The following is a 12,930-nucleotide window of genomic DNA, read 5'->3' on the forward strand; positions in this document are numbered from 1 at the left end:
GTGGTCAGCGCCTGCCACACCCGCTGCGGCGAATGCGGGTAGAACTCGTCGATCTCTATGACCCGGGGGTCGGCGGTGGTCTCGGTCATGACGGCGTCTCCTTCTGCTCGCTAATGTTGTCGAGCACCTCACCCAACGCAGTCAGCCGCCCACGCCAGTACCGTTCGTGAGGAGTGAGCCATGCTGAAATTTCTTGCAGTGGTCCGAGATTCACTCGGTAGTAACGAAACCTGCCGTGTTTGTCTTCGGCGACCAGTCCGCAGTCCCGCAACACCTTCAAATGCTCTGACACGTTCGCCCGGGCCATATCAAAACGCTCGGCCAGCGCCACCACCGTGCGTTCGCCACCGAGCAGCATGTCGAGGATGTCGCGACGAGTCGGGTTGGCCAGCGCCCCGAAGACGATATCGGTGCGACTGGCCTTAGCTAAGCGCGGGGCGGCGTGGCGCCGATTTTAGGTAGGATTTTTCCTACCTTTCAACTGCTGACGCCACACGCGGCCAGGGAATGTGAAGATTCAACCTGTGACAGCAAGCTTGGGCTCCGTGCTGACGACGCTCATCCCGCTCGCATTGGTCATCGCTATCTCGCCGTTAACAGTCATTCCGGCGGTGCTGGTGCTGCATGCGCCACGGCCGCGGCCGACCGCCCTCGCCTTCCTCGGCGGCTGGACGCTGGGCCTGGCCGCGCTGACGGTGGCCTTCGTCGCGTCCTCGGGCGCACTAGAGGGGCTGCGCAAGTCTCCACCGACCTGGGCGTCCTGGCTGCGTGTCGTCCTCGGATCGGCGCTCATCGCGTTCGGGATCCGCCGGTGGCTGACTCGGCACGGGCATACCGAATCCCCCAGGTGGATGCGGCCTTTCGCGACCCTTACCCCCCAGCGCGCGGGCATAACCGGCGTGGTGTTGGTGGTGGTCCGGCTCGAGGTGTTGATCATGTGCGCCTTGGCCGGTTTGGCCATCGGCAGCAGGAGGCTCAGCATCGCCGCCGACTGGATCACCGGCGCGATCTTCCTCGCCGTCGCCGCATCCACGGTCGCCATCCCGGTTCTGGCCTACGCGGGCGCCGGTCATCGCCTCGACGACTCGATGGCGCGGATCAAGGACTGGATGGAACGCAACAACGCCGCGCTGCTCGCGGCAATCCTGGTGTTGATCGGTTTGATGGTGTTGTACAACGGCGCTCACCAGCTGTACTGAGCAGCGCTAAACCGCGCATAAGATCGTCGGGCGTGAGCCTCAACGACCCGGATGCGCTGGCGGTACTGCACGCCGCCATCGACCCGGACGACGCAAACGGGCTCATCGGCCGGTTCTACACGCGCTGGTTTGCCTTCGACGTTTCACTGCGCGACCTGTTTCCACCCGACATGGCCGGTCAGCGGGCCGCCTTCGCCCACGCGCTGAAATGGGTTTACGGCGAACTGGTTGCCCAACGAGCCGAAGAGCCGGTGGCGTTTTTAGCTCAACTCGGACGAGACCACCGCAAATACGGGGTGCTGCCCGAGCATTACGAGACGCTACGGCTGGCATTGCACGCAACGCTGCGCGACGAGTTGGCCGAGGCGTGGACCGATGCGGTGGACGCGGCCGCCCAGCAGTCGCTGAACCTGATCACCGGCGTGATGAGCGGCGCCGCGGACGCCGAGCAGGGACCGGCCTGGTGGGACGGCACCGTGATCGAGCGCCTGCGAATATCTCGTGACCTCGTTGTGGTTCGCCTGCAGCTGGACCACCCGATGCCGTATCACGCCGGCCAATACGTCAACGTCGCGGTACCGCAGTGCCCACGGCGATGGCGATATCTGACGCCGGCCATTCCGCCGGATGACACCGGCGCCATCGAATTCCACGTGCGGGCGGTCCCGGGCGGCCTGGTCAGCAATGCCATCGTCAACGAGACGCAGCCTGGCGACCGGTGGCGGCTGTCCAGCCCGCACGGCGGCTTGCAGGTCGACCGCGACGGCGGCGACGTGCTGATGGTGGCGGGCAGCACCGGGCTCGCGCCGCTGCGCTCCATTGTCATGGACCTGACCCGCTGGGGCATCAACCCCCGCGTGCACATGTTCTTCGGCGGCCGCCACCCGTGCGAGCTCTACGACCTGCCGACCTTGTGGCAGATCACCACCCACAATCCGTGGCTGTCGGTGACGCCGGTCTCCGAGCACAATAGCGACCCCGCTTGGGCCGCCGACTATCCCGATGTGACGCCGCCGCGCGGACTGCACCTGCGACAGACCGGCAGGCTGATGGACGTCGTAACCAGATACGGCGGTTGGGGGGACCGGCAGATCCTGATCTGCGGCGGACCGGAGATGGTGCGCGCCACCAAGGCTGCGCTGATCGCCAAAGGTGCGCCGCCGGAGCGCATCCAACACGATCCGCTGTACAGCTAGCCTGAAGGTCGTGCACATCGTCACGCTGCGCGACACGTCGTCAGATCTGGAAGCCCAGTTCGTCCCGGAGGCCGGCATGATCGGCGTCTCACTGACCGACTCGGGCGTCGAACTGCTCGGCCAACGCCGCGGCCTGGACGCCTATGTGGCCGACGGCAAGACGATGGGTATCCCGATCCTGTATCCGTGGGCAAATCGACTGGGCGCCAACACTTATACCGTCGAAGGCGCGACGGTCACGCTGTCAGCCGGCCAGCATGGGGTGCGAACGGATCCCAACGGGCTACCAATCCACGGCGTGCTCGCGGCCTATCCGCACTGGCGGGTGACGCACGAGACTGCCAATGAGCTGGCCGCCGAAGTCGATTTCGGCGGCGATCGGGAGTTGTTGGCGAGCTTTCCGTTTCCGCATCGGCTAGCGTTGGCCGTAACGCTGTTCGAGCGATCCTTGCGGGTGCGCACATCAGTGGCCCCGACCGGAAACCAGCCGGTCCCACTCTGTTTCGGTTTTCATCCGTATCTCCAGTTGCCGGATGTGCCGCGCGAGCAGTGGGTCATCGACACCCCACCGCTGCGACACCTGAAACTCGACGCGCGGGGCTTGCCCACCGGGGAGACGGCGCCGCGTCCGGCTATGACTGAAGCGTTGGACGACAATGCTTTTGATGACGGGTACGACGAGGTGGCCGAGGGCGCGGTGTTCGCGGTGTCCGGCGGTGGCCGTCGTATCGAGGTGCATTTTGAGCAGGGCTATCCGGCGGCGCAGATCTTCGCGCCGGCCGGCGAGGATGTGGTGTGCTTCGAGCCGATGACCGCCCCCACTGACGCGCTGCGCGGCGGCGGCTACCGGTGCGCGCATCCTGGCGATTGGGGAGTCGCCCAGTTTTCGATTCGGGTCGCCTGAGCTGCGCGAGCAGACCTAGCCGGGCTTCGCCCCAGCCCGACGAGGCATGTCGTTGGTCACTGTTGGTTTTTGGGGGCTGCGGTCGGCGGGTGAAGACCGTGACCGGCGGACCGGCCCGGTGGATGAACCGTCATAACGGCTGGTTGGCCGACTGGCCGTCTCAGCTCCGTCCGGAGCCCATCATGACCGTAACGCGATCTGTCGCCGATGCCTTGTCCGAGCATGCGGTCTTTGAGGTCGAATGCATCGACCGCATGTTCTGCAACGTCTACGTGCCGGGGTCGCAGTACGCGCCCGGCCTGGCGGCCTGTGCGCATCGGCAGCTGGGGTCGCCGATCGCCTCGACCGCGCCGCTGGCCCGTATCACCGAGGCGTTCGATAAGGCGGTGCACCGGTTCGCCCGCGACCACGGGCTGCCCCGGGGTGGATGTCGTCACGCCCGCGCTGCGGGAGATCGGCTTTTCCGCCAACCGACGTCTGCTGCACGTCCAACGACTCGGCCACGACCCGATCACCGGCGCCGACGCGCTCGACACCACCACCGGGGCGGTCGTTCTAAGTTGCCGTTTGCTACGGGCGAGCAGACTAGCGCCGCGGCTGCCAGACCACCACGGCGGTGCTCTTGGGTACCACCGCGACTTCGCGTCGCTGGTTGGCCCGCAGCGCCTCGATCTCGGCGGCCATTTCCCGCAGCCGCGACTGTAGCGCCTCGACTTGGTTGGTCAACTCGATAATGCGTTTGATGCCCGCCAGATTGACGCCTTCGTCCTGGGAGAGCCGTTGCACTTCGCGGAGCAGCTCAACGTCGCGCTGCGAATAACGGCGCCCACCACCGGAACTGCGGCTCGGGCTGACCAGACCGAGCCGGTCATAGTTACGCAGCGTCTGCGCATGCATACCGGCCAGCTCGGCGGCCACCGAGATCAGGAAGGTCCGCGCATCCTTCTCATTCCTGTTCTTGGCCATCAACTACTAGCCGCCCATCCGGCCCGCGGATCGAAGCCGCTGGAGCGCTCGGCGACAGCGTAGGCTTCCAGCGCCTCTTTCGCCGCACCTTCCAGGTTCGGCGGGACGGCCACTTTGACCGTGACCAGCAGGTCGCCCTGACCGCCGGAACGCTTGGGCACACCTCGTCCACGAACCCGCAGAATGCGCCCGTCGGCAGTGCCCTTGGGCACCCGAACACCGACCTTGCCGTCCAGCGTCGGCACCGAAAGCGTTGTGCCCAAAGCTAACTCGGTGAAGCTCACGGGGACAGTGACGGTGAGGTCATCGCCGTGGCGGCCGAAGACCTTGTCCGGCCGCACGTGCACGGTGACATAGAGGTCACCGGACGGAGCGCCGCGCAGCCCGGCCTCACCCTGACCGGGCAGTCGGATCCGCTGGCCGTCCTGGACGCCCGGCGGGATCCGCACGTTGATCGTGCGGGTGCGGGTGGTGACGCCCGTTCCCTTGCACTCGTCGCACGGGTGCTCGATGATCGATCCGCTGCCGCGGCAATCGGTGCATGGCTCGGAGAAGCCGAAAGCGCCTTGGTTGCGGCTGATTACACCCGAGCCGTTACAGGTCGGGCACACTTTCGGGCTGGTGCCTGGTCGGGCGCCGCTGCCGTGACAGTTAGTGCATGGCGCCGGACTGGTCAGCCGTAGCGGCATCGCCACGCCCTTGGTAGCTTCCATGAAGCTCAGCTCGGCTTCGGTCTCCAGGTCGTTGCCGCGGCGCGGACGGCTGGGCCGCGGCGACGCGCCGCGGCCGAACAGGCCGCCGAACAGATCACCGATGTCGGTGCCGCCGGTGCGCCCGGCGGCGTCGAACAAATCGTTGAGGTTGAACTCGGTGCCATCGCCGCCGACGCCGCCGACGTTGAAGCCACCGCCGAAATCGCCACTGTTGAATCGGCGACCGAATCCGCCGCCGGCGAAGAGCCGACGAGTTTCGTCGTACTCCTTGCGCTTGGCGGGGTCCGACAGCACGCTGTTGGCCTCGGACACGGCCTTGAACCGGTCCGCGGCGTGCGCGTTGTCCGGGTTCCGGTCGGGATGCAGCTCGGCAGCCAGCTTGCGGTAGGCCCTCTTGATCTCGTCCTGGCCGGCGTCAGAAGCGACACCGAGCTCCTTGTAGAAGTCCTTTTCGACCCATTCGCGTTGGGCCATATCGCGTCACCTCCTGCCACCAGCCGATAGTGGTGCCGAACCTGTCGTTACTTCTCCGACGCTGAAGATTCTGCGTTGTGCTCACCCTCGTTCGCGTCGTTATCGACTGTGTCTTCATTCTCGATTTCGGTGGCGTCATCGACGGAGTCGTCCGCGACGGTGTCCACCACCGCGACCAATGCGTGCCGCAGCACCTGGCCACCGAGGCGGTAGCCCTGCCGCAACACGTTGCCGATCACCGGCTTCGAACCCTCGCCGCCATCGCCCTCATGTTGCACGGCCTCGTGCAGCACCGGGTCGAAGTCGTCGCCCTCGGCCCCGAACGCCGTCAACCCGAGTCCGGTCAGCGCGCTGAGCAATTTGTCGGCGACCAACTTCAGCGGCCCCGACTCCAGATCTCCATGACTACGCGCGCGGTCGAGATCGTCGAGCACGCCCAGTAATTGGCTGACGATGCTCGCCTTGGCACGCTCGGCGGTCGCCTCCTGATCGCGCAACGCCCGCTTGCGGTAGTTGGCGAAGTCGGCTTGCACCCGCTGCAGATCGGCGGTCAGCTCAGCAACCTTGTCGGCGATGGCAGCGCCTTCCGAGCCTTCCGCGCCCTCCCGGGCTTTTGCACCTGAGGCTTCCGGCGCCGCCCCGCTCGGGGCGGCGCCGGAAGCCATGTGGCGTACTTGGCCGGTCTCGGGATCAATCCGCCGCTTGTCGGTTATCGTTACCTGCTCTTGTGGATTTGGTTGAGTCACCGGGCCTCCCGGTCATCATCGACCACCTCCGCGTCGACGACGTCGTCGGCACCACCGGACCCGTCGCCGCTCGGACCGCCGGCGGCCTGCGCGGCCTCGTAGATCGCCTGGCCGAGGGCCTGCGATTCCCGGCCCAGCTTCTCCATCGCGGACTTGATGGCGCCGATGTCGGTGCCCTCCAGCGACTTCTTCGCGTCGGCAACAGCGGCGTCGACCTTGTTGAGGGTGTCCTCGGGGACCTTCGAACCGCCGGGCTCGGACGCTGCACTCCTCTGTTCAGCGACGAACTTCTCCGTCTGGTAGACGAGCGTCTCGGCCTGGTTGCGGACGTCGGCCTCTTCGCGACGCTTACGGTCCTCCTCGGCGTGCGCCTCGGCGTCCTTGATCATCCGGTCGATCTCTTCCTTGGACAGGCCGGAGCCCTCCTGGATCTTGATCGTGTTCTCCTTGCCGGTGCCTTTGTCCTTGGCCGTGACGTGCACGATGCCGTTGGCGTCGATGTCGAAAGTGACCTCGATCTGCGGGACGCCGCGCGGAGCGGGCGGAATGCCGGTCAGCTCGAAGGAGCCGAGTAGCTTGTTGTGCGAAGCGATTTCGCGCTCACCCTGATAGACCTGGATCTGCACCGACGGCTGGTTGTCGTCGGCCGTGGTGAAGGTCTCCGACCGCTTGGTCGGAATCGTGGTGTTGCGTTCGATCAGCTTAGTCATCACGCCACCCTTGGTCTCAATGCCCAAGCTCAGCGGCGTAACATCAAGCAGCAGAACATCTTTCACCTCGCCCTTCAGCACACCAGCCTGCAAGGCAGCACCCACTGCCACAACCTCGTCGGGGTTGACGCCCTTGTTGGGCTCTTTGCCGCCGGTGAGCTCCTTGACCAGGTCGGTCACCGCGGGCATCCGGGTGGATCCACCCACCAGCACCACATGGTCGATCTCGGAAACCGAGATGCCGGCGTCCTTGATCACCTGCTGGAACGGGTTGCGAGTGCGGTCCAGCAGATCTTGGGTGATCTTCTGGAACTCCGCACGCGTCAGCTGCTCGTCGAGGAACAACGGGTTTTTGTCGGAGTCAACGGTGATGTAGGGCAGGTTGACCGACGTGCTGCCCGACGACGACAGCTCGATCTTGGCCTTCTCGGCCGCTTCCCGCAGCCGCTGCATCGCCATCTTGTCCTTGGTCAGGTCGATGCCCGACGTGCCCTTGAACTTGTCGACCAGCCAACTGACGATGCGGTCGTCCCAGTCGTCACCGCCGAGGTGGTTGTCGCCTGAGGTGGCGCGGACTTCCACGACACCGTCACCAATCTCCAGCAACGACACGTCGAAGGTGCCGCCACCGAGGTCGAAGACCAGGATCCGCTGTTCCTTCTCGCCCTTGTCCAACCCGTAGGCCAGCGCGGCCGCGGTCGGCTCGTTGACGATCCGCAGCACGTTCAGGCCGGCGATCTGGCCGGCCTCCTTGGTGGCCTGTCGCTGAGCATCGTTGAAGTAGGCGGGTGTGGTGATCACCGCGTCGGTGATGTCCTCACCGAGGTAGGCCTCGGCATCGCGCTTCAGCTTCATCAGAATGCGAGCGCTGATTTCCTGCGGGGTGTACTTCTTGCCGTCGATCTCGATCTTCCAGTCCGTGCCCATGTGCCGCTTGATCGACCGCACGGTGCGGTCGACGTTGGTCACTGCCTGGTTCTTGGCGGGCTGGCCGACCAGCACCTCACCGTTGCGCGCGAACGCGACGATGGACGGCGTGGTCCGAGAGCCCTCGGAGTTGGCGACGACGACGGGGTCCCCACCCTCCAGAACCGAGATGACGGAGTTGGTGGTCCCGAGGTCGATGCCGACCGCACGAGCCATAGTGAATCCTTCCTGATAGTCGAATGTTGGTACGCAGCACGCTGCTGAGTGAACTCCACTCAAGATTGCCCGTCGCGGAGTACCGCTGTCAAGCCATATTGAGTCAAGGTCACTCAAGGTTGTCGCAGCAGTCAACGCCGCTGTTCGAGGGTTTGTTCCCTGCCGAAGCAGACGGTTCCAGGACTCCGCGAGGTTGACCGCGGTACCTACGGCCGCGAACAGTGGGGATCCGATACGCAGCAGCAGGTCGGATGGAACCAGTGCCGTATTGGCGGATACCGGATCAAGCAGTGCGCCGAGCAGGTTACCGGCCTCGAGCTCACTGGTGGAGATGTTGGCGTCGTATGCGGGCAAGCTGGTGAGCGACGCATTGACTGCGCCGGCAAGGGGCCACGGAATCGGGCAAGCTCGACAACTTCGGTCAGTTGAGAGCACCGTAGCGCCGTGGGATAGTTTCGCAACCAGTACGTTCTCGGCGTCCCCGCGTCGCAGCGTTGCACCAAGCCACGACGATAGGAACTCGATGCCACCGCTGCCCAGCACGCCCGAACCGGCTGCCGGCGAGACGGGGTTGTTCGCCCGTGAAGACCAGGGCTATCACCATGATCTGCACAACCGGCAGATGCAGATGATCGCGATCGGCGGCGCCATCGGGACCGGGCTGTTCATGGGTGCGGGAGCGCGGCTCGCGTCCGCGGGGCCCGGCTTGTTCCTGGTCTACGGCATCTGCGGCGCATTCGTGTTCTTGATCCTGCGCGCGCTCGGCGAACTGGTGCTACATCGCCCGGCATCCGGCTCCTTCGTCTCGTACGCGCGCGAGTTCTACGGGGAGAAGGTGGCCTTCGTTGCGGGCTGGATGTACTTCCTGAACTGGGCGATGGCGGCCATGGTGGACAGCACCGCGATCGCGAGCTACTTCCACTATTGGACAGTGATGCAGGGGGTCCCCCAGTGGGCGCTGGCGCTGATCGCGCTGGTGGGCGTGGTGTCGATGAACTTGGTCTCGGTAAAGGCCTTCGGCGAGTTCGAGTTCTGGGCGGCGCTGATCAAGGTGGTGGCCCTCATTACTTTCCTGATGGTCGGAATCGTCTTCCTGGCCGGCCGGTTCAAGGTCGACGGAAAGACCACCGGGCCGAGCCTCTGGGCCGACCATGGCGGATTCATGCCGACCGGTCTGTTGCCCCTGGTGCTCGTCACCTCCGGGGTGATATTCGCCTACGCCGCAGTAGAACTGGTCGGCACCGCCGCCGGAGAAACCGCGGAGCCGGAAAAGGTCATGCCACGGGCGATCAACTCCGTGATCGCCCGCATCGCGGTCTTCTACTGCGGATCAGTCCTGCTCCTGGCGCTGCTGCTGCCTTACACCACCTACAAACAACATGAGAGTCCGTTCGTCACGTTCTTCTCCAAGATCGGTTTCGGCGGCGCCGGCTCCGTGATGAACGTGGTGGTCCTCACCGCCGCGTTCTCCAGCCTGAACGCCGGACTGTATGCCACGGGCCGGATCCTGCGGTCGATGTCGGTCAACGGCAGCGGTCCGAAGTTCACCGCACGGATGTCGAAAAACGGTGTGCCGTACGGCGGGATCCTGCTGACCGCCACCATCGGGCTGTTCGGCGTCGCGCTCAACGCGCTCAAGCCGAGCCAGGCCTTTGAAATCGTGCTCAACATCGCCGCTGTGGGAGTTTTGGCGGCCTGGGCGACGATCGTGGCATGCCAACTCCGGTTCTACAGCAGGGTGAAGGCCGGAAAGATGCAGCGACCACACTTCCGGATGCCGCTCGCCCCTTACAGCGGTTATGTCACGCTGGCTTTCCTTGCGTGCGTACTGGTGCTGATGACGCTCGACCCTGAGAAGGGTCCCTGGGTCATCGCGGCGCTAGTGGCCGCCGTTCCGGCCCTGATCGGTGGCTGGTTTCTGGTTCGTCACCGCGTGATGGCCGCGGCCGGCGAAGACGTCGAGCACGCCAGCGAGGTCTCGGACTTGGCCGCTGAGTGATAGAGCAACTGCTCTATCACTCAGCTGGCATGCCTCGCCCGCGCGGGTATGAGCCGGATCGGGTTCTGGACGCTGTCGAGTCGCTGGCCGTCGCAGCCGGGCCTGCCGCGGTAACCATCCGGGCGATCGGCGCCGCCGTCGCCGTTTCCAACGGCGCGCTGTACCACACGTTCGGGTTGCGCTCGGGCCTGACGGGGTCCCACACCAAAGGCTCTGCGACGCGAAAGGCGGTGATCGGTGCCCAACGGCCGCAGAGAGCAGGAACGCCGACCTACGACCCGGGTGCACGCCCGTGGCCGCCCGCCACGTCTTTATCGATGTAAGCAAACGCCGCGACTACATCGCGGTCGCCGCCACCGTAGTAGCTGACCACCTTCGGTCATTGCGGCGCATTGTCGAGGACCTGCGCGAGTCCTAAACAGCGCTATCTCCACATGAAAGATGAGAGCGACGGGCGAAAGCAGACCATCGCCGAGAAGCTGGTGAGCGCAGGCGGCGAGGCAATCGTCTACGACACCGGCCGGCCACTACCCAACCCAGTTACCGGCCCGCGCGGCATGCCTTGCTTGCGCTCCGACGACACGCTCGTCATCATCACCATGTTCGGGCACGCCGTGAACGCGCTGACCGATTTGCAAGGATGAGGCGCGCCCGGCCGCAGGGTGGCGCGGTCACGCCGGCGAGGCCGCAATAGCGGGCGCGTCACTGCAGTCACTTGCGTCACTTTATGCGTACGCTGTTCCCTGAGATGTTTTGGGAGAGAGCCAAGACGGCAAGGGTATGCGGCCGACTGCTGTTGGCGGGCCTGCTGATGAGCGCCGCGGTAGTGAGCGGATGCAGCTCCCTGATCCACGGCAAGCCGGTGGCCTCCCCGCCCGGAGGAGCGAGCGAACCGTCGCTGCCGAAAGCCAGACCGTCCGTCCCGTCACCGGCCCCCTCCCGGCCGGCGCCGCCCAGCGCTAATCCGCCCGCCGACGCCATCCCGCTGCCACCCGACCAGAACGGTTACGTCTTCATCCAAACCAAATCCGGTCAGACGCGCTGCCAGATCAATGCCGACAGCGTCGGTTGCGAGGCGCAGTTCACCAACCCACCGATCCAGAACGGCGAACCCGCCAATGGCGTGAACGTCACAGCAAGCGGGTCGGTGCAGTGGGTGGTGGGCAACCTCGGCGACATTCCCACCGTGACCATCGACTACCACACCTACGACGCGGAGGGCTGGACAATCGCGGCCAGCGAAAGCGGCACCCGCTTTACCAACACGACCACCGGGCACGGCATGTTCGTCAGCGTCGAAAACGTCGAGACGTTCTGAGCGACCCCAACCACACAACATAGTCTGGCGCTCGTGGATTTTCGGGTATTCGTTGAACCTCAGCAAGGCGCCAGTTACTCCGACCAGCTCGCCGTAGCGCAGACCGCCGAGGCGTTGGGGTTTTCCGCGTTCTTCCGGTCCGACCACTATGTGGCGATGAGCGGCGACGGACTGCCCGGCCCGACCGACTCCTGGGTGACGTTGGGCGGCATCGCCCGCGAGACGTCATCGATCCGGCTGGGCACGCTAGTCACCTCGGCAACATTCCGCCATCCCGGTCCACTGGCCGTCGCGGTCGCCCAGGTCGACGAAATGAGCAGCGGCAGAGTCGAATTCGGAATCGGCACCGGTTGGTTCGAACGGGAGCATCTGGCCTATGCGATCCCCTTCCCGCCGCTGCGCGAGCGATTCGCCCGGCTTACCGAACAGCTCGAATTGATTACCGGCCTGTGGACCTCACCGGTCGGGGAAGCATTCGACTACGCGGGCGCCCATTACGCGGTTAACGACTCGCCGGCGTTGCCGAAGCCGGTGCAACAGCCTCATCCACCGATCATCATCGGCGGGATGGGCGCCAACCGCACCCCTCGGCTGGCCGCGACGTTCGCCGACGAGTTCAACGTGCCCTTTGCCTCGTTGGACACCGCCAAGACCCAATTCCAACGGGTTCGCGCAGCGGTCGATGCGGTCGGCCGGCCCGCCGACGCGATGACGTATTCCGCGGCGTTTGTGGTGTGCACCGGACGCGACGACGGCGAGATCAGCCGCCGAGCTGCCGCCATCGGGCGCGACGTCGATGAGCTGCGGTCCAATTCTCCGCTGGTGGGCATGCCCAACGAGATTCTCGAGCGGCTCGGGCCGTTCGCGGACATCGGCGTGCAACGCGTTTATCTGCAGCTGCTGGACCTCTCGGACCTCGACCACCTGCGGCTTTTCGCCGATGGGGTTATTCGGCAGCTCTGACGCCCCCACCGGATGCCAAGGCGTGAGCGGGATGTCAGTAGCATGGGGGGCGTGACGGGCTTCGGTTCGCAGGGCCCTCCCGACGACCCCAGCAATCGGCCAACGCAGATGGCCGATTACAGTGCGCTCGAAGCGCCGCCGGGTTCCGACGACCAGCCTGCTGAGCCGCAATCACCGCCGGCCCCCTGGTATCGGAAGCGCTCCTTGCTGGCCATATGGGCCACGATGGTGGCGATCTTGGTTGTGCTGATCGTCTACGGCCTCATCCAGATCTCCCGCGGCGGGGGCGGGGGAACGTCCACGACGACGTCGTCAACCACACCGTCGTCGACCACCACACCGTCACCGACAACGACCCCGTCGACGACAACCACCACGCCGTCGACGACCACCCCGACGCCGTCGCCCTCGACGCCCGAGGAGAGGCCGACGGGCGGCAACGCTTCCCCTCCGGCGCAGGGCCCGCCCTCGGCCGAGCCGCCGGACCATCACCACCATTTGCCGCACATTCCGTCAACGATCACGTTGCCGCACACCGTGATTACACTGCCGCACGGTTTCTAAAGGCGGGGCGGCACCACGACACTGCCGACGAGCAC

14 protein-coding genes are annotated in these 12,930 nt (G+C 65.5%); 8 read left to right on the plus strand and 6 right to left on the minus strand.

What is annotated here, in order from left to right; genetic code table 11:
* Nucleotides 1-85: 85 nt before the first annotated feature.
* Entirely contained in the window at nt 86-358 is a 273-nt protein-coding gene (locus M5I08_RS22660) for an ArsR/SmtB family transcription factor (RefSeq protein WP_219065953.1), read from the minus strand.
* A gap of 166 nt (nt 359-524) precedes the next feature.
* On the opposite strand from M5I08_RS22660, the gene M5I08_RS22665 reads away from it, so the two are divergent.
* From M5I08_RS22665 to M5I08_RS22675, 3 genes are read left to right on the plus strand one after another with little or no spacing between them, the layout of a single operon-like run.
* Nucleotides 525-1,199 (plus strand): GAP family protein, encoded by a 675-nt coding sequence (locus tag M5I08_RS22665; RefSeq protein WP_219065954.1) that lies wholly within the window; start codon nt 525-527, stop codon nt 1,197-1,199.
* A gap of 32 nt (nt 1,200-1,231) precedes the next feature.
* Nucleotides 1,232-2,395, plus strand: coding sequence for an FAD-binding oxidoreductase (locus M5I08_RS22670; RefSeq protein ID WP_370328534.1), 1,164 nt, complete (start codon nt 1,232-1,234; stop codon nt 2,393-2,395).
* A gap of 10 nt (nt 2,396-2,405) precedes the next feature.
* Nucleotides 2,406-3,299 carry an aldose 1-epimerase gene (locus M5I08_RS22675; RefSeq protein ID WP_219065955.1) on the plus strand — a complete coding sequence of 298 codons (894 nt, stop codon included), beginning with the start codon at nt 2,406-2,408 and terminating at the stop codon, nt 3,297-3,299.
* Nucleotides 3,300-3,884: 585 nt separating this feature from the next.
* Here the strand turns inward: M5I08_RS22675 and M5I08_RS22680 are convergent.
* From M5I08_RS22680 to dnaK, 4 genes are read right to left on the minus strand one after another with little or no spacing between them, the layout of a single operon-like run.
* Nucleotides 3,885-4,265, minus strand: coding sequence for a heat shock protein transcriptional repressor HspR (locus M5I08_RS22680; protein ID WP_219065956.1), 381 nt, complete (start codon nt 4,263-4,265; stop codon nt 3,885-3,887).
* Nucleotides 4,265-5,452, minus strand: a complete 1,188-nt coding sequence (dnaJ, locus tag M5I08_RS22685) for a molecular chaperone DnaJ (RefSeq protein ID WP_219065957.1) — start codon at nt 5,450-5,452, stop codon at nt 4,265-4,267. The genes M5I08_RS22680 and dnaJ overlap by 1 nt, the downstream gene beginning before the upstream one ends.
* A gap of 47 nt (nt 5,453-5,499) precedes the next feature.
* On the minus strand, nt 5,500-6,198 hold the full coding sequence (gene grpE / locus M5I08_RS22690; protein ID WP_249762973.1) for a nucleotide exchange factor GrpE: 699 nt from the start codon (nt 6,196-6,198) through the stop codon (nt 5,500-5,502).
* Nucleotides 6,195-8,051: a molecular chaperone DnaK gene (gene dnaK / locus M5I08_RS22695; protein ID WP_219065959.1), complete on the minus strand. Its 1,857-nt coding sequence runs from the start codon at nt 8,049-8,051 to the stop codon at nt 6,195-6,197. Before dnaK ends, grpE begins: the two co-directional genes overlap by 4 nt.
* A gap of 523 nt (nt 8,052-8,574) precedes the next feature.
* Here dnaK and M5I08_RS22700 point away from each other — a divergent pair.
* The 5 genes from M5I08_RS22700 (at nt 8,575) to M5I08_RS22720 (ending at nt 12,331) form a co-directional block, all read left to right on the plus strand.
* On the plus strand, nt 8,575-10,050 hold the full coding sequence (locus tag M5I08_RS22700) for an amino acid permease (RefSeq protein WP_219065961.1): 1,476 nt from the start codon (nt 8,575-8,577) through the stop codon (nt 10,048-10,050).
* A gap of 29 nt (nt 10,051-10,079) precedes the next feature.
* Nucleotides 10,080-10,373, plus strand: coding sequence for a TetR/AcrR family transcriptional regulator (locus tag M5I08_RS27125; RefSeq protein WP_219065962.1), 294 nt, complete (start codon nt 10,080-10,082; stop codon nt 10,371-10,373).
* Between the two features lie 111 nt (nt 10,374-10,484).
* Complete coding sequence (locus M5I08_RS22710) at nt 10,485-10,694, plus strand: hypothetical protein (RefSeq protein ID WP_219065964.1); 210 nt, start codon at nt 10,485-10,487, stop codon at nt 10,692-10,694.
* Between the two features lie 104 nt (nt 10,695-10,798).
* A complete protein-coding gene (locus M5I08_RS22715; RefSeq protein WP_219066112.1) occupies nt 10,799-11,368 on the plus strand; it encodes a hypothetical protein in 570 nt (189 codons plus the stop codon).
* Nucleotides 11,369-11,401: 33 nt separating this feature from the next.
* A complete protein-coding gene (locus M5I08_RS22720) occupies nt 11,402-12,331 on the plus strand; it encodes an LLM class F420-dependent oxidoreductase (RefSeq protein WP_219065965.1) in 930 nt (309 codons plus the stop codon).
* A 254-nt stretch (nt 12,332-12,585) separates the two neighbouring features.
* On the opposite strand, the gene M5I08_RS22725 is transcribed toward M5I08_RS22720, so the two are convergent.
* A complete protein-coding gene (locus M5I08_RS22725; RefSeq protein WP_219065967.1) occupies nt 12,586-12,771 on the minus strand; it encodes a hypothetical protein in 186 nt (61 codons plus the stop codon).
* Nucleotides 12,772-12,930 lie beyond the last annotated feature (159 nt).

Origin of the sequence: Candidatus Mycobacterium methanotrophicum, from assembly GCF_023515995.1 — a bacterium.
GTDB lineage: Bacteria > Actinomycetota > Actinomycetes > Mycobacteriales > Mycobacteriaceae > Mycobacterium > Mycobacterium methanotrophicum.

What these genes read in the sequence shown, in the direction of transcription:
- M5I08_RS22710 (WP_219065964.1), top strand. Translation starts at nt 10,485, where the DNA reads ATGAAAGATGAGAGCGACGGGCGAAAGCAGACCATCGCCGAGAAGCTG.
- dnaJ (WP_219065957.1), bottom strand. Translation starts at nt 5,452, where the DNA reads ATGGCCCAACGCGAATGGGTCGAAAAGGACTTCTACAAGGAGCTCGGT.
- M5I08_RS22680 (WP_219065956.1), bottom strand. Translation starts at nt 4,265, where the DNA reads ATGGCCAAGAACAGGAATGAGAAGGATGCGCGGACCTTCCTGATCTCG.
- M5I08_RS22700 (WP_219065961.1), top strand. Translation starts at nt 8,575, where the DNA reads ATGCCACCGCTGCCCAGCACGCCCGAACCGGCTGCCGGCGAGACGGGG.
- M5I08_RS22660 (WP_219065953.1), bottom strand. Translation starts at nt 358, where the DNA reads ATGCTGCTCGGTGGCGAACGCACGGTGGTGGCGCTGGCCGAGCGTTTT.
- M5I08_RS27125 (WP_219065962.1), top strand. Translation starts at nt 10,080, where the DNA reads ATGCCTCGCCCGCGCGGGTATGAGCCGGATCGGGTTCTGGACGCTGTC.
- dnaK (WP_219065959.1), bottom strand. Translation starts at nt 8,051, where the DNA reads ATGGCTCGTGCGGTCGGCATCGACCTCGGGACCACCAACTCCGTCATC.
- M5I08_RS22715 (WP_219066112.1), top strand. Translation starts at nt 10,799, where the DNA reads ATGTTTTGGGAGAGAGCCAAGACGGCAAGGGTATGCGGCCGACTGCTG.